The organism is Gemmobacter lutimaris (genome assembly GCF_003570715.1).
GTDB lineage: Bacteria > Pseudomonadota > Alphaproteobacteria > Rhodobacterales > Rhodobacteraceae > Gemmobacter > Gemmobacter lutimaris.
In genome coordinates this window covers 347,216-366,379 of record NZ_QXXQ01000003.1, presented here as the reverse complement: position 1 = coordinate 366,379, position 19,164 = coordinate 347,216, and the positions used below count along the sequence as shown (strand labels likewise).

The 19,164-nt window shown below is 64.4% G+C and carries 21 protein-coding genes; 16 read left to right on the top strand and 5 right to left on the bottom strand.

What is annotated here, in order from left to right; translation table 11 throughout:
• Position 1: 1 nt before the first annotated feature.
• The 3 genes from tolQ to D2N39_RS08290 all read right to left on the bottom strand — a co-directional run bounded on the left by tolQ (position 2) and on the right by D2N39_RS08290 (position 1,923).
• On the bottom strand, positions 2-697 hold the full coding sequence (gene tolQ / locus D2N39_RS08300) for a protein TolQ (RefSeq protein ID WP_119134295.1): 696 nt from the start codon (positions 695-697) through the stop codon (positions 2-4).
• A 142-nt stretch (positions 698-839) separates the two neighbouring features.
• A complete protein-coding gene (gene ybgC, locus D2N39_RS08295; RefSeq protein WP_119134294.1) occupies positions 840-1,235 on the bottom strand; it encodes a tol-pal system-associated acyl-CoA thioesterase in 396 nt (131 codons plus the stop codon).
• A gap of 73 nt (positions 1,236-1,308) precedes the next feature.
• Positions 1,309-1,923 (bottom strand): hypothetical protein, encoded by a 615-nt coding sequence (locus D2N39_RS08290; protein ID WP_119134293.1) that lies wholly within the window; start codon positions 1,921-1,923, stop codon positions 1,309-1,311.
• A 72-nt stretch (positions 1,924-1,995) separates the two neighbouring features.
• Here D2N39_RS08290 and D2N39_RS08285 point away from each other — a divergent pair, with 72 nt between their 5' ends.
• The 16 genes from D2N39_RS08285 (at position 1,996) to D2N39_RS08210 (ending at position 17,576) form a co-directional block, all read left to right on the top strand.
• On the top strand, positions 1,996-2,433 hold the full coding sequence (locus tag D2N39_RS08285; protein WP_119134292.1) for an RbsD/FucU family protein: 438 nt from the start codon (positions 1,996-1,998) through the stop codon (positions 2,431-2,433).
• A gap of 81 nt (positions 2,434-2,514) precedes the next feature.
• Entirely contained in the window at positions 2,515-4,524 is a 2,010-nt protein-coding gene (locus D2N39_RS08280; RefSeq protein WP_119134291.1) for an NADPH-dependent 2,4-dienoyl-CoA reductase, read from the top strand.
• A 56-nt stretch (positions 4,525-4,580) separates the two neighbouring features.
• Positions 4,581-5,357: a 23S rRNA (adenine(2030)-N(6))-methyltransferase RlmJ gene (gene rlmJ, locus D2N39_RS08275; protein ID WP_119134290.1), complete on the top strand. Its 777-nt coding sequence runs from the start codon at positions 4,581-4,583 to the stop codon at positions 5,355-5,357.
• Positions 5,354-6,268 (top strand): PhzF family phenazine biosynthesis protein, encoded by a 915-nt coding sequence (locus D2N39_RS08270; RefSeq protein ID WP_233557086.1) that lies wholly within the window; start codon positions 5,354-5,356, stop codon positions 6,266-6,268. Before rlmJ ends, D2N39_RS08270 begins: the two co-directional genes overlap by 4 nt.
• A complete protein-coding gene (locus tag D2N39_RS08265) occupies positions 6,265-6,561 on the top strand; it encodes a DUF1330 domain-containing protein (protein ID WP_119134289.1) in 297 nt (98 codons plus the stop codon). The genes D2N39_RS08270 and D2N39_RS08265 overlap by 4 nt, the downstream gene beginning before the upstream one ends.
• A 21-nt stretch (positions 6,562-6,582) precedes the next feature.
• On the top strand, positions 6,583-7,023 hold the full coding sequence (locus D2N39_RS08260; RefSeq protein ID WP_119134288.1) for a tellurite resistance TerB family protein: 441 nt from the start codon (positions 6,583-6,585) through the stop codon (positions 7,021-7,023).
• Positions 7,020-7,787: a phosphate/phosphite/phosphonate ABC transporter substrate-binding protein gene (locus tag D2N39_RS08255; RefSeq protein ID WP_119134287.1), complete on the top strand. Its 768-nt coding sequence runs from the start codon at positions 7,020-7,022 to the stop codon at positions 7,785-7,787. Before D2N39_RS08260 ends, D2N39_RS08255 begins: the two co-directional genes overlap by 4 nt.
• A 136-nt stretch (positions 7,788-7,923) precedes the next feature.
• On the top strand, positions 7,924-8,724 hold the full coding sequence (locus D2N39_RS08250) for an ABC transporter ATP-binding protein (protein WP_119134286.1): 801 nt from the start codon (positions 7,924-7,926) through the stop codon (positions 8,722-8,724).
• Positions 8,725-8,783: 59 nt separating this feature from the next.
• A complete protein-coding gene (locus D2N39_RS08245; RefSeq protein WP_119134285.1) occupies positions 8,784-9,503 on the top strand; it encodes a transporter substrate-binding domain-containing protein in 720 nt (239 codons plus the stop codon).
• A gap of 75 nt (positions 9,504-9,578) precedes the next feature.
• Complete coding sequence (locus tag D2N39_RS08240; protein ID WP_119134284.1) at positions 9,579-10,460, top strand: ABC transporter permease; 882 nt, start codon at positions 9,579-9,581, stop codon at positions 10,458-10,460.
• The gene (locus tag D2N39_RS08235) at positions 10,457-11,284 is read left to right on the top strand and encodes an ABC transporter permease (protein ID WP_119134283.1); all 828 of its coding nucleotides are present in this window, start codon (positions 10,457-10,459) and stop codon (positions 11,282-11,284) included. The genes D2N39_RS08240 and D2N39_RS08235 overlap by 4 nt, the downstream gene beginning before the upstream one ends.
• A gap of 205 nt (positions 11,285-11,489) precedes the next feature.
• A complete protein-coding gene (locus D2N39_RS08230; protein WP_119134282.1) occupies positions 11,490-12,824 on the top strand; it encodes a glutamine synthetase family protein in 1,335 nt (444 codons plus the stop codon).
• Between the two features lie 69 nt (positions 12,825-12,893).
• Complete coding sequence (locus tag D2N39_RS08225) at positions 12,894-13,580, top strand: type 1 glutamine amidotransferase (protein ID WP_119134281.1); 687 nt, start codon at positions 12,894-12,896, stop codon at positions 13,578-13,580.
• A gap of 30 nt (positions 13,581-13,610) precedes the next feature.
• Positions 13,611-14,966 carry a glutamine synthetase family protein gene (locus D2N39_RS08220; RefSeq protein WP_119134280.1) on the top strand — a complete coding sequence of 452 codons (1,356 nt, stop codon included), beginning with the start codon at positions 13,611-13,613 and terminating at the stop codon, positions 14,964-14,966.
• Positions 14,967-14,973: 7 nt separating this feature from the next.
• A complete protein-coding gene (locus D2N39_RS08215; protein ID WP_119134279.1) occupies positions 14,974-16,275 on the top strand; it encodes an NAD(P)/FAD-dependent oxidoreductase in 1,302 nt (433 codons plus the stop codon).
• Between the two features lie 113 nt (positions 16,276-16,388).
• Positions 16,389-17,576, top strand: a complete 1,188-nt coding sequence (locus D2N39_RS08210) for a DegT/DnrJ/EryC1/StrS family aminotransferase (RefSeq protein ID WP_119134278.1) — start codon at positions 16,389-16,391, stop codon at positions 17,574-17,576.
• Here D2N39_RS08210 and D2N39_RS08205 read toward each other — a convergent pair.
• Positions 17,573-18,541 carry a LysR family transcriptional regulator gene (locus D2N39_RS08205; RefSeq protein WP_119134277.1) on the bottom strand — a complete coding sequence of 323 codons (969 nt, stop codon included), beginning with the start codon at positions 18,539-18,541 and terminating at the stop codon, positions 17,573-17,575. The two genes, D2N39_RS08210 and D2N39_RS08205, sit on opposite strands and share 4 nt — an antisense overlap.
• Before the next feature lie 22 nt (positions 18,542-18,563).
• Entirely contained in the window at positions 18,564-19,127 is a 564-nt protein-coding gene (gene phaR, locus D2N39_RS08200; RefSeq protein ID WP_119134276.1) for a polyhydroxyalkanoate synthesis repressor PhaR, read from the bottom strand.
• Positions 19,128-19,164 lie beyond the last annotated feature (37 nt).

The window sequence follows — 19,164 nt, the reverse complement described above, 5'->3', positions numbered from 1 at the left end:
CTCAGGCGTCCAGCTGGCGCGAGAGGATGGTGGCGAATTCGTCGGCGAAGGCTTCATAGCCGCCAAGGATGCGTTCGCTGTCGGCATTGAGCTTGTTGTAGAACACGACTGCCGGGATGGCGGCAACAAGGCCGATGCCGGTCGCCATCAGCGCCTCGGCAATCCCCGGCGCCACGGTGGCAAGGTCGGTGTTCTTGGTCGCGGCGATCTGGGTGAAGGCATGCATGATGCCGTAAACCGTGCCGAACAGACCGATGAACGGCGCGGTGGAGCCGACGGTTGCGAGGAAACTCAGTCCGGCATTCAGCCGTTCACTTTCGCGCGCGATGGCCACATCCATCGCGCGGTCGATGCGCGATTGCGCCCCGGCGATCAGCCCGCCGTCCTGCCTGTGGCTGCGCCGCCATTCAATCATGCCCGCAGCAAAAATCTTCTCGCTTTGCCCCTCGGGTGCCGGGCCGATCTTCTCGAACAACTCGTCCAGCGGCTCGCCCGACCAGAAGGCCCGGTCGAAGACCGAAGCCTCGCCCCGCGCGGCGCGGAACATCATGTGCTTTCGAAGGATGATGGCCCATGACCAGACCGACATGACCAGCAGCCCGATCATGACCAGTTTCACGGTGAAGGTTGCGCGCGCGAAAAGCGCCAGCAAGGAGAAATCAATCTCCTGCGCCATCGCAAGGGTGTTGGTGTCCATTACGCCTGCTCGTTGCCATCGGGTCCATTCGCGGCCCGTTATTACAGGCGATTCTATCCGGTTTTGAGGGGGATTGCCAACACATCCTCGTCAGGATGCGGATTGCCGCCCACGCCTGCGTCATAGCCGCCATGCAAAAACATCAAACCGGGGCCAGAAGCGCCCTGATCGCATCCGGCAAGCGATGCGCCCGGCCGTCCGCCCCAAGGCAGACCAGCGTGACCGCCGCTGTAAACAGCACCGCGTCGCCGCGAAGAACCTGCTGCCAAAGGTCGATCCGCGCCCCGCCCAGCGTCCGCAGTTCGGTCGTCACGGTCAGAAGATCGTCAAACACAGCGGGGCGCAGATAATCGGCCTCGACCCGCCGAACGGCAAAGACGATGCCGGTTTCAGCTTTCAGCCGCCCCTGATCCACGCCGCGTGTGCGCACCCATTCGCTGCGCCCGCGTTCGATGAATTTCAGATAATTGGCGTAATAGACGATCCCGGCAAGATCGGTGTCCTCGTAATAGACCCGCACGGCATGGCTATGGCTCATCTGCTTTTACCTTGGTCAAAATATCCTCGGGGATCAGCCCCGCAGGGGCGAGGGGCGGAAAGCCCCCTTCCCTTCATCCGATCCGCGCCGCCAGACGCAGGGCATGGCTCGCCTCACGCGCCACGACCGGCATGACCGGATCATAGGCGGCGCGGATCACCGCGCCGATTTCGGGGCGCAACACCACAGCCTCGCCCGCCCGGGCCAGTGGCGAGGTCTCGGCAAAGGCGGTATCCGACCACAACAGGATCACCTGCGCCGCCTGCGACAGCGCCAGCGTCTCCGCAGGCATCTCGGACAACACATCATCCATGCGTATGAAGACGAAGACCGCCCGGATCGCGCCCGCCTCGTCAAAGCGGAAGGCGCGATACTGGTTCGCGCCCGCCGCCGCCAGCCGGTCGCACAGCGGCGCCAGATCCGGCACCAGCCGGTCGAGGTTCGGGACCTGCGGCAGCTCTGCCCAGTCGCGGAAGAAGAACACCATCAGATTGGCGCCCAGTTCCGGGTCGGTCTCGGCCATGCGATGCCCGGCCAGCGCCACCACCGCCTCGATGGCGCCTTTCACCACCGACAGCGTGGCATCTTCGACGCCAAAGACCACCGGCACGATGGGGCGTCCCCAGCGGGCACAGAGATAGCTGCCATCGCTGCGGGTAAACAGGGCTTCCACCGCCTTTGAGTCCATGCTTTGCTCCCGATCCAGTCGCGGCGGGGATACGCCCTTTCCGCCGCGGCCTCAACCGGCAGGGAGGCGCCGATGCTGAAAGGGATCGACCCGCGGGTTACACCCGATCTCATGGATGTGCTGATGCGCATGGGCCATGGCGACGAGCTTGCGGTGGTGGACAGCAATTACCCGGCCTTCGCGCTGCCCACGCGCAGCGGGCGCGTGGTCGATCTTGCGGGCCTTGATGTGGTCGAGGGGCTGCGCCTGATCACTACGCTGATGCCGCTGGACGGCTTCACCGACTATGGTGCCCTGTGGATGGAACGCGACGGCGTGGGCGACCGCCCCGATCCGGTTCATGTCGCCGCGCTGGATGTGCTGCGCCCCGCCCTGACCGAGGGTGCAGTGGCCCGCTCCATTGAGCGGCAGGCCTTCTACGCCCATGCCCCCGGCTGTTACGCCGTGGTCCGCTGCACAGAAAACCGCCCCTTCGGCTGCTTCATCCTGCGTATGGGCGTGGTGTTCTGATCCGTTCGTGACGCAGCGTTGGCCGTGACAGCGGCGGGCGGCTTTGCCAGTCTGCCCTTCGCTACGGGAGGAGCCAGCCGCATGACCTATCCACATCTTCTGTCGCCGATCACGCTCGGCGCCGTGACGCTGCCCAACCGCGTGATGATGGGGTCCATGCACACGGGGCTGGAGGAAACCGGCGACTGGAACCGCGTGGCGGAATTCTATGCCACCCGCGCGCGGGGCGGGGTCGGGCTGATGGTCACCGGCGGCATGGCGCCCAACCGCGAGGGCGGGGTGTTTCCGGGTGCCGCCGGCCTGTTCGCGCCGCAGGACATCGCCAACCACCGCATCGTCACCGACCGGGTGCATGATGCGGGTGGGCGGATCGCCATGCAGATCCTGCATGCGGGCCGCTATGCCTATGGACCCGAATGCGTCTCGGCCTCTGCCGTCAAATCGCCGATCTCGCCCTTCCCGCCCAAGGAACTGGATGAGGAGGGGATCGAGAAACAGATCGCCGATATCGTGACCGCCGCCGCCCGCGCCATCGAGGCCGGTTATGACGGGGTCGAGGTCATGGGGTCCGAGGGCTATTTCCTCAACCAGTTTCTCGTGACCCATGTGAACCGTCGCAACGACCGCTGGGGCGGGTCTTACGAAAACCGTATGCGCCTGCCGGTGGAAGTGGTGCGCCGGGTGCGCGCGGCCATTGGCGATGCCATCCTGATCTATCGCATCTCGCTGATTGACCTGATCCCCGATGGCTCGACCTGGGACGAGGTCGTGACGCTGGCCAAGGCCATCGAGGCGGCGGGGGCTTCGGTGCTGAACACCGGCATCGGCTGGCATGAGGCGCGGGTGCCGACCATCGCCACCTCGGTTCCGCGCGCGGCCTTCGCGCATCTGACCGGGCGCCTGCGGCCGGAGGTTGGCATTCCGGTCATTACCTCGAACCGCATCAACACGCCGGATGTGGCCGAAGGGCTGCTGGCCGGGGGACAGGCCGATATGGTGTCGATGGCGCGGCCCTTCCTTGCCGACCCGGATTTCGTGGCAAAGACGGCGGCAGGCCGGGCGGCGCAGATCGCGCCCTGCATCGCCTGCAACCAGGCCTGTCTGGACCACACATTCAGCGGCAAACTGACCTCCTGCCTTGTGAACCCGCGCGCCTGCCATGAAACCGAGCTGGTCATCGCCCCCACGGATACCCCGCGCCGCATCGCCGTGGTCGGCGCCGGACCGGCGGGCCTGTCTGCGGCGCTGACCGCCGCAGGGCGCGGCCATGCCGTCACGCTTTTCGACCGTGCCGCGCGCGTGGGCGGGCAATTGCATCTGGCCGCCAGCATCCCCGGCAAGGAGGAGTTTCGCGGGTTGATCGACTGGTTTGAGGCGAGTATCGCCGCCTCCACCGTCGATCTGCGTCTAGATAACGAGGTGACGCCCGACATGCTGGAAGGCTTCGACGAGGTCATCCTCGCCACCGGCATCACCCCGCGCACCGCCGGGATCGCGGGTGAGGATCTGCCGCAGGTTCTGGGCTACCGCGAGGTCTTGCGTGGTGCCCCCGCCGGGAAGCGCGTGGCGGTCGTGGGGGCGGGCGGCATCGGTTTCGATGTCGCCGAATTCCTGACCCATCACGGCACCAGCCCCGCGCTGGACCCGGCGCTCTGGCGCCGCGAATGGGGTGTCGGCGATCCGGCGCAGGTGGCGGGCGGCCTTGTCCCCGAAGGTCCGAAGCCCGAAGCGCCCGCGCGGCAGGTCTGGCTGTTGCAGCGCAAACCCGAAAAGCCGGGCCGCAAGCTGGGCAAGACGACCGGCTGGATTCACCGTGCCACGTTGCAGATGAAGGGGGTGAAGATGCTGGGCGGGGTGGCCTATGACGCGATCACGCCAGAAGGGCTTGCCGTCACAGTGAACGGTGAGCCGCAGCTTCTGCCGGTGGATACGGTGGTGATCTGCGCCGGGCAAGACCCCGACCGAAGCCTTGCCCCGGCGCTGGAGGCTGCGGGCCGTGCCTTCCATATCATCGGTGGTGCCGATGTGGCCGCGGAACTGGATGCCAAGCGTGCCATCGACCAGGGCACCCGCCTCGCCGCGCGGCTGTGACGCTGCTCACGGCTATTTCTCTTGCGGCGCAGCCCTGCCGGGGCTACGCCTGACCCATGCTGTCTTACCAACATATCTACCATGCCGGGAACCCGGCCGATGTGCAGAAACACGCGCTGCTGGCCTCGGCCCTGCAATATCTTGTGGGCAAGGACAAGCCGCTTACCTATATCGAGACGCACGCCGGTCGCGGGCTTTATGACCTTGGCAGCGACGAGGCGCTGAAAACGGGCGAGGCGGCTGGCGGCATTTCGGCGCTGGAACGCCGCTTGCCCGTAGATCACCCCTATCGGCAGCGGCTGAATGCGGTGCGCGGGCGCTGGGGGGAAATGGCCTATCCCGGCTCGCCCATGGTCGCCGCACTGTCGTTGCGCGACATGGACAAGATCCATCTGGCCGAGCTGCACCCGCAGGAACATGCCGCCCTGACCGAGGCGATGGCGCATTTTTCGGCGCATATCTACAAGCGCGACGGCTTTGACCTTGCGCTGGCGCTGACGCCGCCCACGCCCCGGCGCGGGCTGCTGCTGTGCGATCCCTCCTATGAGGTGAAGGAGGATTATCAGGCCATCCCCAAGCATTTCGCCGCCATCGCGCGGAAATGGAACGTGGGGATCCTGATGCTCTGGTATCCGATCCTGACCACGGGCGCACATCGCGGCATGCTGGAGAGGCTGGAGCAGAACCACCCCGATCACCTGCGCCACGAAGTGCGCTTTCCGCCCGTGCGTCCGGGGCACCGCATGATCGGCTCGGGCATGTTTGTGGTGAACCCACCCTGGGGTCTGGCCGAGACGGCGGCCGATCTTTCAAGGCTGTTCAAGGCACCATGACCGACATGCTGGAATTTCACACGCTGGACGTTTTCACCGACAGGCCCTTTGCCGGGAACCCGCTGGCCGTGGTGCTGGGGGCCGAGGTGCTGTCGGCGCGACAGATGCAGGTCATCGCGCGCGAATTCAACCTGTCCGAGACGATTTTCGTCCAGCCCCCGGTGAACCCCGCACATACCGCGCGGGTTCGGATCTTCTTTCCGACGGCCGAGATTCCCTTCGCCGGTCATCCAACTATAGGCTGCGCCATCCTTCTGGCCACCCGCGCGCAGGGCCCCGGTGATTTCACCGCTGATCTGGCGCTCGAGGAAGAAGCCGGGCTGGTTCCGGTGTCCGTCATGCGGCGCGGTGATGTGGTGGAAGCCGAATTCACCGCCCCGGTGCTGCCCAAGGCAGCACCCGGTCAGGCCCCTGCTGACCTGATTGCCAAGGCGCTGGACATTGATGAGGCCGACATCGGTTTCGCCGCCCATCGCCCCGGCATCTGGCAGGGCGGGCCAAGTTTTCTCTACGTTCCCGTCTCTTCTCTGGAAGTGCTGGCGCGTGCCCGCCCGATCGAACCGCACTGGTCCGGGCTGATGGACAGCGCCGGGGTGGACAGCGCTTATCTTTACACCGAAGGCACAGATTGCGATTTCCGCGCGCGGATGTTTTCACCCACCGCGGGCATCCCGGAAGACCCGGCCACCGGCTCCGCCACCGCCATTCTGGCGGCGCAGTTGCGGGCCGCGCGGGTTTTGCGCAGCGGCACGCAAGTGTTCCGGCTGCGGCAAGGGGTCGAGATGGGTCGCGCCTCCGATCTGACCATGACGGTTGACTACGGCCCGGACGGGCTGCGCGCGATCCGCATTCGCGGCGGCGCCGTCCCGGTGGCACAAGGCCATATCCGCATACCGGGAGAGCAGGCATGACCAAAGCCTATTGGGTTGCCCATGTCGATATTGACGATGCCGAGGCTTACGATGCCTACCGGCAGGCCAATGCGCTGCCTTTCGCGCAACATGGTGCGCGGTTTCTGGTGCGGGGCGGGGCGCAACAGGTGGTCGAGGGCACGGCCCGCGCCCGCACTGTGGTCCTGGAATTTCCCAGCCTCGAAGCGGCGACAGCCTGTTATCACAGCCCGGAATATCAGGCCGCCAAAGCGCTGCGGGAACCCGTCTCACGCGCAGATGTGGTAATCGTGACCGGATGGGACGCGGGCTGAGGGCAATGAACGGGATCTGCAATGTTTGAAAAGCTGCTTCGACATCTGACCTCCCCGGCCCCGGCCCGTCTTGGCGCCGACGAGGCACAAATCGCGCTTGCGGCCTTGCTGGTGCGTGTGGCGCGGGCGGATGGCATCTATGACCCTGCCGAACAGGCAAGGATCGACGCGGTTCTGGCGCGCACGCATGGCCTTTCGCCCTTTGCAGCCGCTGCATTGCGCGCCGAGGCCGAGGCACTGGAAGCTTCGGCCCCCGATACGGTGCGTTTTACCCGTGCACTGAAAGAGGCAGTGCCGCTGGAGGCGCGGGCGGCGCTGGTCGAGGGGCTCTGGACCGTGGCGCTGGCCGACGGCGAACGCTCGGATGACGAGGATCAGGTCTTGCGGCTGATTTCAAACCTGCTGGGGCTGACCGATGTGGAATCCGCACAGGCGCGGCAGCGGGCAGAGGCGGCGCAATGATCGCCGCCCTTGGCATGTATGACCGCCCCGAATTGCGCGCCTCGACCGATCTTTACTGGTCGCTGATCCGCGACGGCCTGCGCAAGCGTGGCATCGACGCCCCCGACGCGCTGACCCGCGACGAACGCGCGTGGTGGGCCGGGTGGCATTCGCCCGACCTGTTGCTGTCGCAGACCTGTGGCATGCCTTACCGCACAGAATTGAAGGATGTGGTGACACTGGTCGGCACCCCGGATTTCGGCGTGGAAGGCTGCCCGCCCGGCTATTATCGCAGCGTTCTGGTCGCGCGCGGCGATGATCCACGAGCGGAACCGGCCGATTTCGCCAATGCAGCCTTTGCCTTCAACGAGCCGCGCTCGCAATCCGGCTGGGCGGCGGCGGCGAACCATATGGCTCACCTCGGGATGCCGATCCGCCCCGCGCTGGAAACCGGCGGCCATGTCGCCTCTGCCCGTGCCTTGGTCGAAGGCCGGGCCGATTGGGCCAGCCTGGATGCGGTGACATGGCGGCTTTTGATGCGATGGGAGCCAGAGCTGTCGGCGCGGCTCCGTGTCATTGGCCTGACGGAACCCACCCCCGGCTTGCCCTATGTCACGGCCCGCGGCACCGACCCCGCGCCGCTGGCCGGGGCCGTGGCCGATGCCATCGTCACGCTTCCCCCCGATGACAGGGCGGCGCTGGGGCTTTGCGGGCTGATCACCATTCCGGCCGCCGACTATCTTGCCGTGCCGATTCCGCCACCGCCCGTATTGGCACGCGACTGACCAAAACGGGCGGGCAGATTGCCCGTTTTGCAGGCAACTCTGTTTGTTCCGACACAATTGGCGTTGCAATGCGTCAGGAATTCCGCACTACTCGACCGTCAAGGGAGCCTGACAGGCCAACGACAAGCGAGAAACCGTGACTGCCGATAAACTTACGACCGCCCCGGACAGTTCCGTTCCGGTCATCGAGATCCGCGATCTTCACAAGTCCTACGGTCCGCTGGAGGTTCTGAAGGGCGTTGGATTGGCTGCGCCGAAAGGCCATGTCATTTCGCTCATCGGGTCGTCCGGGTCCGGCAAATCGACGCTTCTGCGGTGCTGCAACCTGCTGGAGGACAGCCAGCAGGGCGACATTCTGTTCGAGGGTGAGGCCGTCCACTGGAAGGGCACCGGCCTGCACCGTCACCCGGCCGACAAGGCGCAGGTGCTGCGGATCCGCACCAACCTGTCGATGGTGTTCCAGCAGTTCAACCTTTGGGCGCATCTGACCATCCTGCAAAACGTGATGGAAGCGCCGGTGACGGTGCTGAAACGTGACCCGAAAGAGGTTGAGGCAAAAGCGCGCGAATATCTGGCCAAGGTGGGCATTGCCGACAAGGCCGATGCCTGGCCCGCGCAGCTTTCCGGTGGCCAGCAGCAGCGTGCCGCGATCGCCCGCGCCCTGTGCATGGAGCCGCGCGCGCTTCTGTTCGATGAACCCACCTCGGCGCTGGACCCCGAACTTGAACAGGAAGTGGTGAAGGTGATCAAGGCACTGGCTGAGGAGGGCCGGACCATGATCATCGTGACCCATGACATGAAGATGGCCAATGATGTGTCCGATCACGTCGTCTTCCTGCATCAGGGCCGGATCGAGGAGGAAGGCCCGCCTGATCAGCTTTTCGGAAATCCGCAGACAGAACGGCTGCGCGGTTTCCTTTCGGCCACCATGGCCTGACATGGGGCGCTGCCCTCCTGTCAGGCCCGCATAATCGTATCACCATGGGGAGACTACCAATGAAGAAACTGCTTCTTGCCACCGCGCTTCTGGCGCTGACCGGCGGGGCCGCGGCCGCGCAGACCGTGCGTCTGGGCACCGAGGGCGCCTACCCGCCCTTCAACTTCATCGACGACAACGGTCAGGTCGCCGGGTTTGAACGCGAAGTCGGAGACGAGCTGTGCAAGCGTGCCGAACTCACCTGTGAATGGGTGACGAACGACTGGGATTCGATCATCCCGAACCTGCAATCGGGCAACTATGATGTCATCATCGCGGGCATGAGCATCACTGACGAACGCTCGAAGGTCATCAGCTTCTCGGAAAACTACTTCCCGCCAGCCGCCTCGGCCTATGTCGCTGCGGAAGAAGGCGCCGATCTGAAGGGCGTCATCTCGGCGCAGGTCGGCACCATCCAGGCGGGCTACGTCGCCGAATCCGGTGCCACGCTGCTGGAATTCGCCACCCCCGATGAAACCATCGGTGCCGTGCGCAACGGCGAGGCGGCAGCGGTCTTCGCCGACAAGGACTTCCTGAAGCCTTATGTGGAACAGTCGAACGGCGAACTGATGTTCGTGGGCGATGATGTGGAACTCGGCGGCGGTGTCGGCCTCGGCTTCCGTCAAAGCGATACGGAACTGCGCGAGAAATTCACTGCCGCGATCCAGTCGATGAAAGCCGACGGCACCCTGAACGCCGCGCTGAAAAAGCACTTCGGCGAAGAAACGCCGCTGTTCTGATTTCGCCCCTGCCCCGCCGGTTCGTCCGGCGGGGCTTTCCGACCTGCCCCGTGCGGCCCCAGCGATCTGTCCCCCATGTTCAGCCATTGCGCCGACCCGAAGGCGCTTGAAGGGTTCAGCTGGCTTTTTTGCTATCTGACCTCCGGCAAGCACCTCGACTTCTACACATCGTTCCTGACGGTGCTGACCCTGCTTGCCGTGACCGCGCCGACCGCGCTGGCCTTCGGCTTTGGCGGCGCCATGGCGGCGCGCAGCCATATCGCGCCGGTCAGCTGGCTGGGGAAAATCTACATCGTCATGGTGCGGGGCGTCCCCGACATCGTGTTCTTCATGTTCTTCGTCATCGCGCTTGATCAGGGGGTCGAGTGGATGAAACATCAGGTCGTCTGCCCCGACTGGAAAGAGCCGATCCGGCAGGGCCTCGAATTCCGTGTCTGCCCCGAAGCCAAGGTGCCGTTGAATTCTTCCTCGCAGATCTGGCATCAGCTTTACGGCTTCGGTCTGGCGGTCTTCACCTTTTCCATCGTCTTTGGCGCTTTCGCGGCCAATGTGCTCTATGGTGCCATGAATGCGGTGCCGCGCGCGCAGCTTGAAACCGCAGAAAGCTATGGCATGACGCCCCGGCAGGTGTTCCGCAGGATTCTGGTGCCGCAGATGTGGACCTATGCGCTGCCCGGCCTGTCGAACCTGTGGATGATCCTGATCAAGGCGACGCCGCTGCTGTTTCTTCTGGGGGTCAAGGACATCGTTTACTGGGCGCGCGAACTGGGCAGCGCCAAAACCCAAGCCTATTCCTATCCGCATCCCGACTGGCGGCTGTGGTATTTCCTCTTCCTGCTGGTGGCCTATCTCTGCATGACGCGCGTTTCCGAAATTCTGCTGGGCCGCCTGTCGGCACGCCTGAACCATGGTCAGGCCACCGCCGCCGGTGAGGCGATGCGGAGGGCCGCGCAATGACCTGCTGGGAAACCGTCGGTGCCTATGCCTTCCGCAGCCTCGGCTATGGCGAGAAACTGCTGCCGCGCAGCGATTTCACCCTGTGCCAGCAATTCACCCTGATCGGCTCAGGCCTGATCTGGAACATCTATTTCGGCGCGCTGGCGCTGCTGTTCGGCTTTTTCTTCGCCAATGCGCTGGCCATGGCGAAAGCCTCGCACAACCCTTGGGCGCGCAAACCGGCCGAATGGTTCATCTTCGTGTTCCGTGGCTCGCCGCTGTTCATCCAGTTCTTCCTTGCCTATTCGGCGCTGGTGATGCTGCCGCGCGGCGGGATCGACATTTTCGGCCTGCATATCGCAACCAACTGGCTGACAAGCGCATGGGCGGGCGCGCTGATCGTGCTGTTCCTCAATACCGCCGCTTACGCCGCCGAAATCTTCTATGGTGCCCTGATGTCGGTGCCGAAAGGCGATCTGGAGGCGGCCGAGGCTTACGGCATCCATGGCTGGTCCAAGTTCCGTCGCATCCAGTGGCCTACCATGCTGCGGCTGGCCTGGCCCGCCTATACGAACGAGGCGATCTTCCTGTTCCACGCCACGACGCTGGTGTTCTTTTCCGGCTTCCCGGCGTTTCAGCAAAGGGGCGACGCGCTTTATTACGCGAACTACTTCGCGGACAAGACGTTCAACCCCTTCGTGCCCTATCCGATCGTCGCCTTTTATTTCATCCTGCTGACCGCGACGCTGATCCTTTTGTTCGGATTCGTGAACCGGCGGCTGAACCGGCACCTGCCATCGAACATTCGCAGCAAAATTCGCTTGCGTCCGAGGTTGATCCGATAGTATCCATTATTTGATCAAATTCTTCGGGCCGTCGCCCGAACCGTGCACCCTGCGGGGCATATGGCGTCCCCTGCCCCGTCGGGCGGGCGTGGATGGCAAGGATCGAACAAGGGAGAAAGGGCCAAGGGCATGGCTCTCACCCCGGCGGGCGCGAGGGCCCACGACGGTGAACCGGCGCCTGACGGTCTTGAATGACACGATGAGTATGAAGGATTGGCTTCGTAAACACCCTGAGGTCCGCACGATCCGGGTAGCGGCGGCAGACCTGAACGGACAGGCGCGCGGCAAGCGCATTCCCGCCCGCTTTGCCGAGAATGTGGTGAAGAACGGCACGCGCTTCCCCTTCTCGGTGCTGAACCTCGACATCTGGGGCGAGGACATCGACGACAGCCCGCTGGTCTTTGAACAGGGCGATCAGGATGGGGTGCTGAAGCCCACCGAACGCGGCTTCATGCCGATGCCCTGGCTGGAGGCGCCAACCGCGCTGCTGCCGATCTGGATGTTCCGCGAAAACGGTCAACCCTATGACGGCGACCCCCGCCATGCCCTGCGCGCAGTGGTGGAGCGCTACAAGGCGCGCGGCCTGACCCCGGTTTGCGCGATGGAGCTGGAATTCTTTCTGATCGACGACAGCGGCAAGACCATGCAGGTGCCCGCCTCTCCCCGGTCCGGCAAGCGGCGCAAGGCGGCGGAAACCCTGTCGATCCGGGCGCTTGATGCCTTCGACACCTTCTTCACCGATCTTTACGACGCCTGCGAGGCGATGGACATACCGGCCGATACCACCACTTCGGAAACCGGACTGGGCCAGTTCGAGATGAACCTGATGCATTGCGACGATCCGCTGCGCGCGGCGGATGACGCATGGCTGTTCAAGATGCTGGTGAAGGGTCTGGCCCGCCGTCACGGCTTTGCCGCCAGCTTCATGGCGAAACCCTATGCCGAATATTCCGGCTCGGGGCTGCACACCCATTTCAGCGTGATCGACAAGAACGGCGACAATATCTTTGACAGCGGCGGGCCAAAGGGCACGGCAGCGCTGCGTCAGGCGGTGGCGGGCTGCCTGCATGCGATGCATGACAGCACGCTGATCTTCGCGCCGCATCAGAACAGCTATGACCGGCTGGTGCCGGGTAAACATGCGCCCACCGCAATCGCCTGGGGCTACGAAAACCGCACGGCGGCGATCCGCATTCCGGCCGGCAGCCCCTCGGCCCGGAGGGTGGAACATCGCGTGGCGGGGGGCGACGTGAACCCCTACCTCATGCTTGCCACCATCCTTGGCGCGGCACTTGTCGGCATCGAGGACGAGATGGAGCCGCCCTCGCCCATCACCGGCAATGCCTATGCGCTGGACCTGCCGCAGATCCCGGCGAACTGGGCCGAAGCCATCAACGCCTTCGAAAGCTCGACCATCATGCCGCGCATCCTGTCGCCCGACTTGATTCACAATCTGGTGCTGACCAAACGGCAGGAACTGCATTACCTGGCAGAGCTCAGCCCCGAGGAACAGGTCGAACTTTATCTCGACACCGTGTGATGCCTTGCCCCCCTTGCCGTCAGGGGGGGCAGGTTGCTACATTTTCCGTATCACTGACACAGGTTATCCATGCGTATCGGCATCCTGCAAACCGGCCTCGCCCCTGACGCGCTTGCGCCGCAGATGGGGGATTACCCCGACATGTTTGCCCGACTGCTGGACGGCAACGGCTTCGACTTCCGCACCTATCGCGTGGTGGACATGGAGTTTCCCGCCGATGTGCATGACTGTGACGGCTGGCTGATTACCGGCTCGCGCCATGGCGCCTACGAGGATCATCCCTTCATCAAGCCGCTGGAGGATTTCATCCGCCGCGCCTATGCCGAACATGTGCCGATGGTCGGGATCTGCTTTGGCCACCAGATCATCGCGCAGGCGCTGGGGGGCAAGGTCGAAAGGTTCGACGGCGGCTGGGCGGTGGGGCCGACCGACTACGCCTTTGGCGACGAGACGCTGACCCTTAACGCATGGCACCGTGATCAGGTGGTCGCGCTGCCGGAAGGCGCCGAGGTGATCGGCAGCAATGCCTTCTGCGAAAATGCCGCGCTGGTCTATGATGACCGGGCGCTGACCGTGCAGGCCCATCCCGAATTCCGCGATGAATTCGTAGACGGGCTGATGAAGACCCGGGGCAAGGGCGTTGTGCCTGACGAGGTGATGGCCAAGGCGGGCGCGCGCCTTGGCACGCCGATCCATGACCAGACCATTGCGCGCCGGATTGCCGCATTTTTCAAAGCCCCTCGCGGGGAAAACTGAGGCCGCAAGGCCAAAACCAGAGTGTGACCCATGTCCGATTGGACGAGCAAGCTGCCCGAGGCAGCCCGGAACTATATTGCCAACCGCCGCGTGGACGAGGTGGAATGCGTGATCGGCGACGTCGCCGGTGTGGCGCGCGGCAAGGCGATGCCGGCCGCGAAATTCGGCAAGCAAACCAGCTATTTCCTGCCGAACTCGATCTTCCTGCAAACCATCACCGGCGAATGGGCCGACAATCCTTTCGATGCCTTTACAGAACCCGACATGATCCTTGTGCCGGATTTCACGACCGCCACCGCCGCTCCCTGGACCGCCGATGTCACGCTTCAGGTGATCCATGACGCGCAGGACCAGCAGGGCAATCCGGTTGCCTTCAGCCCGCGCAACGTGCTGAAACGTGTGGTCGATCTGTTCAAGGCCGAGGGCTGGACCCCGGTTGTCGCGCCCGAGATGGAATTCTTCCTGACCGCCCGCAACACCGACCCGAACCAGCCGATCCAGCCCCCCATGGGCCGCACCGGCCGCCGCGCCGCGCAGAAACAGGCTTACAGCCTGTCGGCGGTGGATGAATACGGCAAGGTCATCGACGACATTTATGATTTCGCCGAGGCGCAGGGGCTGGAGATTGACGGTATTCTTCAGGAAGGCGGCGCCGGGCAGATCGAGTTGAACCTCGCGCATGGCGATCCGGTGCGGCTGGCCGATGACGTGTTCTTCTTCAAGCGGCTGATCCGCGAGGCGGCGCTGCGCCACGATTGCTTCGCCACCTTCATGGCCAAGCCCATTGCGGGCGAGCCGGGATCGGCCATGCATATCCATCACTCGGTGGTGGATACGGCAACCGGCGCCAATATCTTTTCCGATGCCGAGGGCGGCGAGACGCTGGAATTCCTGCATTTCATCGCCGGGATGCAGAACCACCTTCCGGCCGCCATCGCGTTGCTCGCGCCCTATGTGAACAGCTATCGCCGCTATGTCCCCGACTTCGCGGCGCCGATCAATCTGGAATGGGGCCGCGACAACCGCACCACCGGGCTGCGCGTGCCGATCTCCGGCCCGTCGGCACGGCGGGTGGAAAACCGGCTGCCGGGCATGGATTGCAACCCCTATCTGGGCATCGCCGCCAGCCTTGCCTGCGGCTATCTGGGGCTGAAGGAAAAGCAGATGCCGCGCGCCGAATGCACGACCAACGCCTATATCGACAGCGACGACATCCCCTACAACCTTGGCGATGCGCTGGACCTTCTGGAAGAGGACGGCCCGCTGCGCGAGGTGCTGGGTGTCACCTTCTGCGGTGTCTATGACAGCGTAAAGCGCAATGAGTACAAAGAGTTCCTGCAAGTCATCAGCCCGTGGGAGCGCGAGCATCTTCTGCTGAACGTCTGAGGCTCGCATGAACCTTCTTTACGCAAACGACCGGCCGGGCCACTACCCGGCCAGCTTTTACGCCGCCACCAAGGCCGAGCTTGCCCCCTTCCCCAAACTGCGGGGCGAGGTGCGCGCAGATGTCTGCGTGATCGGTGCAGGCTATACCGGCCTTTCCGCCGCGCTGCATCTGGCGCAAGCCGGCCTGCGCGTCGTGGTGCTGGAGGCGCATCGCGTGGGCTTTGGTGCCTCGGGGCGCAACGGCGGGCAGGTCGGCAGCGGCCAGCGGCTTGACCAGGAAGAAATGGAGCGGATCGCCGGGCGCGAAAACGCGCGCCGCTACTGGGATATGGCGGAAGAGGCCAAGGCGCTGGTCAAGGGGCTGATCGCCGATCACGCGATGCCCTGCACCTTCCATCCCGGCGTGGCCCATGCCTGCTGGCATGACCGCGAGGTCCGCCACACCCACACTTATGCCGAAAAACTGCATCGCGATTATGGCTATGACCAGTTGGAGGTTCTGGACCGTGCCGGAATCCGCGCGCTGATCGGGTCCGACGCTTACAAAGGCGGCGAAATCGACTGGGGCGCCGGGCATGTGCACCCCTTGAACTACGCGCTGGGGCTGGCACAGGCAGCGGCGGCGGCAGGTGCGGTGATCCATGAAACCAGCCCAGTGCACCGGATCGACAAGGGCACCCCGGCGACCGTGGCCACCAACCACGGCCGGGTGGTTGCCAATCATGTGGTGCTGGCCTGCAACGGCTATCTTGGCGGGCTGGAGCCGCAGGTGGCCGCCAAGGTCATGCCGATCAACAATTTCATCGTCGCAACCGAACCTTTGGGCGACCGCGCGGCAGAGATCCTGTCAAAGCCCGTCGCCGTGGCGGATACGAAATTCGTGGTGAACTACTGGCGCCTGTCGGAAGACAATCGCCTGCTGTTCGGCGGCGGCGAAAGCTATGGCTGGAAGTTTCCAGACATCGTGAAAACCGTGTCAAAGCCAATGCTTGAGGTCTATCCGCAACTGCGCGACGCGAGGATTGATTACGCCTGGGGCGGGACGCTGGCAATCACCATGAACCGACTGCCCTGCTTTACCCGCGTGACCGGCAATATCCTGTCGGCCTCCGGCTTTTCCGGCCATGGGGTCGCGCTGGCGACGCTGGCAGGCAAGCTGATGGCCGAGGCTTTGCGCGGGCAGGCGGAGCGGTTCGACCTGATGGCCGCATTGCCGCAGCCGCGCTTCCCCGGCGGCGTCGCCTTGCGCTGGCCGATGCTGGTGGCCGCAATGACCTGGTTTTCGCTGCGCGACCGGCTGGGCATCTGACCCTCAGGTCGGCGGAAAGCCCCGTCCCTTCCGCCTGTCATGCACTTGTTGCTGGCATTGGCAGGCCGTTCAGCTTACAGCTTTCCCGAAGAAAAGTTTCAGGAAAGCCGAATATGGCCGCTGACGGACAGATCGCCCCGCCCAATGTCTATGACGCCGAACCGATCCCCGAGGCCGCGCGCGCGGCGATCGAGGGGCTGCTCGCCTCGGGTGACCTGTTCCGCTACACTGCGCCCGAAGGTGCCCCGGTCGCCCTGCTGGAAGCCGAATTCGCCGCGCTTCTGGGCGCCCGCTATGCGCTGGCGGTATCGTCCTGCTCCGCCGCGCTGTTCCTGTCGCTGAAGGCGCTGGACCTGCCGCGCGGAGCCAAGGTGCTGATCCCGGCGTTTACCTTCGCCGCCGTGCCCTCGGCTGTGGTGCATGCCGACTGCACCCCCGTTCTGGTTGAAGTGGGCGAGAACTATCGTGTGGATATGGCCGATTTCGCCGCCAAGCTACCCGGCGCGGCGGCGGTCATCATCAGCCACATGCGCGGCCATACCTCGGACATGGACGCAATCATGCAGCTTTGCGATGCGGCAGACGTGCCGGTGGTCGAAGATGCGGCACATAGTCTTGGTACCACCTGGCATGGCCGCAACATCGGCACCATTGGCAAGATCGGCTGTTTCAGCTTTCAGTCCTACAAGATGATCAACGCAGGCGAAGGTGGCATCCTGATCACCGACGATCCGGAACTGGCAGCCCGCGCCGTCATCATGTCGGGCGCCTATGAACATAACTGGAAGAAGCATCCGGGCCTGCAAAACAGCTATATGCTGTGGCAGAACAAACTACCGCTCTACAATATGCGGATGCAGAACCTGTCTGCCGCCGTGATCCGCCCGCAACTGCCGGAGCTGGCGCGGCGGGTGGAAAAGGGGCGCGAGAACCACGATCACGTTGCCGATCTGCTGAACCGCTCGCCCTGGCTGTCGGTGCCCGCACCGCTGCCCCCGGAGGAACGCGCGCCGGATTCGATCCAGTTCAATCTCGTGGGCTTTGAAACTGACGCCGAGGCCCGCGCCTTCCAGACTGCCGCCAAGACGCGCGGCGTTTCGGTGCAGGTGTTCGGCCTCAGCGATGACAACGCCCGAGCGTTCTGGAACTGGCAGTTTCTGGGCGAACTGCCGGAATTGCCGCAGACCCGTGCCATGCTGATGCGCGCCTGTGACGTGCGGCTGCCGACACGGTTGAACCGGGCGGAACTGGATTTCATTGCCGAGGCACTGGTCGCCGCAGCGATGGATGTGAAGGGCTAAAGCAGCCGCAACTGCCCGTCGAGCCAGGGCCAGCGCATCAGCGCCGGGGCGATCACCGCCTCTGCCAGCAGGGCCTGCACATGCTTGCGCACCTGTCCCGGCATGGTCTGTAAGGCGCCGCTGCGCGCGGACAGCACAATCCGCCGTTCCAGCGCGCCGAAGGGCAGCGGCTGCACCACAACCTCAGGCAGGAAGCGCGCCGCATGGTGCAGGGCCAGCGGGGTGAGGATCGTCCAGCCCTGCCCCGCCGCAACCATGGCCAGAATGGCGTGATAGCTGTCCAGTTCAAACCGATGCGCCAGTGTCAGGTTCTGCCCGGCCAGATGCGCCGCAATCTGCCGCCCCATCAGATGCCGCGCGGAATAGTGGATCAACGGCAACCCGCGCAGGGTTTCAGCCAGATCGCCGGCCGGTGTGCCCTGCGGCAGGGCGACGACAAAGGGTTCGGCCAGCAGGGGATAAGTTTCCTCCCCCGGCTCGCTGCTGCGGGCAAGGCCGGGATCGGCGGTGACCACCATATCCAGCGCGCGCGCCGAAAGCTGGTCCAGCAGGCGATGGCTTGCCCCGGTTTCCAGCAAAAAGCGGCTGTTGCGGAACTGCGCGGCCAGTGCGGCCAGCAGGCGCGGCGTGACATCGGAGTCCAGATCCTCGATCACGCCCAGCCGTAAACGCGGCAGGCCCGACAGATCGGCCAGCGCCAGTTCCGCCCGCGCGGCGGTGGCGCTGTCCAGCATGGCGCGTGCGTGCCGCAAGAACACCCGGCCCGCCGAAGTCAGTTTCATCGGCCTGGCGCCACGATCCAGAAGAACCGTGCCCAAGGTCGCCTCAAGCGCCGCGAGTTGCTGGCTGATGGTAGAGGCGCTGGCCCCCAGGCGCCGCGCTGCGGCAGAGATCGACCCCGCCTCGGCCGCAGCCAGAAACACCTCGACACCCCAAAGGGAAATGCGGCTCTGGTTTTCGGTCATTGCCGCACCGGGGTTGTCAGGATCAGAGCTTTGACAGCTTCGACTGCAACTCGGCAAGTTGCTTGCGGATCTGCGCCAGTTCCTCGGCCGAACCGCCCGGCTTGTCTTCTCCGGCCTCGCGCTCTGGTCCGGTGGGGGCCCAGCCCGGCAGTCCACCCATCATGGACTTCATGAAGGCCTCCTGCTGTTTACGCATCGCCTCGAAACCCGGCATCGCGCTCATCGGATTGGGGAAGCTGCTGAAATTCTCCATCATTTTCGACTGGCCGTCGCGCAGCATCTCGAACGAGGCGGCAAGGAAATGCGGCACCACGCTTTGCATCTCGGTGGTGTAGCTGCGCACAAGATCGGTCAGCACATTGATCGGAAGGACGCTTTCGCCCTTGCTTTCATGTTCGGCCACGATCTGAAGCAGGTATTGGCGGGTCAGGTCATCGCCCGACTTCAGATCGACGATCTGCACCTCGCGCCCGGCACGAATGAAGCCGGCAATATCTTCCAGCGTCACATAATCGCTGGTTTCGGTGTTGTAGAGACGGCGGCTGGCATAGCGTTTGATCAGCAGCGGCTTCTCGGTATTGGCCATGGCGGCGCCCTCCCCTCTTGTGCGCTTGCAGAGAAGA

Bases quoted from the DNA above. Each gene is read 5' to 3' on its own strand.
- D2N39_RS08260 (WP_119134288.1), top strand. From the start codon at position 6,583: ATGTTTGAAAAGCTGCTTCGACATCTGACCTCCCCGGCCCCGGCCCGT.
- phaR (WP_119134276.1), bottom strand. From the start codon at position 19,127: ATGGCCAATACCGAGAAGCCGCTGCTGATCAAACGCTATGCCAGCCGC.
- ybgC (WP_119134294.1), bottom strand. From the start codon at position 1,235: ATGAGCCATAGCCATGCCGTGCGGGTCTATTACGAGGACACCGATCTT.
- D2N39_RS08290 (WP_119134293.1), bottom strand. From the start codon at position 1,923: ATGGACTCAAAGGCGGTGGAAGCCCTGTTTACCCGCAGCGATGGCAGC.
- D2N39_RS08240 (WP_119134284.1), top strand. From the start codon at position 9,579: ATGTTCAGCCATTGCGCCGACCCGAAGGCGCTTGAAGGGTTCAGCTGG.
- D2N39_RS08285 (WP_119134292.1), top strand. From the start codon at position 1,996: ATGCTGAAAGGGATCGACCCGCGGGTTACACCCGATCTCATGGATGTG.
- D2N39_RS08215 (WP_119134279.1), top strand. From the start codon at position 14,974: ATGAACCTTCTTTACGCAAACGACCGGCCGGGCCACTACCCGGCCAGC.
- D2N39_RS08235 (WP_119134283.1), top strand. From the start codon at position 10,457: ATGACCTGCTGGGAAACCGTCGGTGCCTATGCCTTCCGCAGCCTCGGC.
- rlmJ (WP_119134290.1), top strand. From the start codon at position 4,581: ATGCTGTCTTACCAACATATCTACCATGCCGGGAACCCGGCCGATGTG.
- D2N39_RS08280 (WP_119134291.1), top strand. From the start codon at position 2,515: ATGACCTATCCACATCTTCTGTCGCCGATCACGCTCGGCGCCGTGACG.
- D2N39_RS08220 (WP_119134280.1), top strand. From the start codon at position 13,611: ATGTCCGATTGGACGAGCAAGCTGCCCGAGGCAGCCCGGAACTATATT.
- tolQ (WP_119134295.1), bottom strand. From the start codon at position 697: ATGGACACCAACACCCTTGCGATGGCGCAGGAGATTGATTTCTCCTTG.
- D2N39_RS08205 (WP_119134277.1), bottom strand. From the start codon at position 18,541: ATGACCGAAAACCAGAGCCGCATTTCCCTTTGGGGTGTCGAGGTGTTT.
- D2N39_RS08245 (WP_119134285.1), top strand. From the start codon at position 8,784: ATGAAGAAACTGCTTCTTGCCACCGCGCTTCTGGCGCTGACCGGCGGG.
- D2N39_RS08255 (WP_119134287.1), top strand. From the start codon at position 7,020: ATGATCGCCGCCCTTGGCATGTATGACCGCCCCGAATTGCGCGCCTCG.
- D2N39_RS08210 (WP_119134278.1), top strand. From the start codon at position 16,389: ATGGCCGCTGACGGACAGATCGCCCCGCCCAATGTCTATGACGCCGAA.
- D2N39_RS08230 (WP_119134282.1), top strand. From the start codon at position 11,490: ATGAAGGATTGGCTTCGTAAACACCCTGAGGTCCGCACGATCCGGGTA.
- D2N39_RS08270 (WP_233557086.1), top strand. From the start codon at position 5,354: ATGACCGACATGCTGGAATTTCACACGCTGGACGTTTTCACCGACAGG.
- D2N39_RS08265 (WP_119134289.1), top strand. From the start codon at position 6,265: ATGACCAAAGCCTATTGGGTTGCCCATGTCGATATTGACGATGCCGAG.
- D2N39_RS08225 (WP_119134281.1), top strand. From the start codon at position 12,894: ATGCGTATCGGCATCCTGCAAACCGGCCTCGCCCCTGACGCGCTTGCG.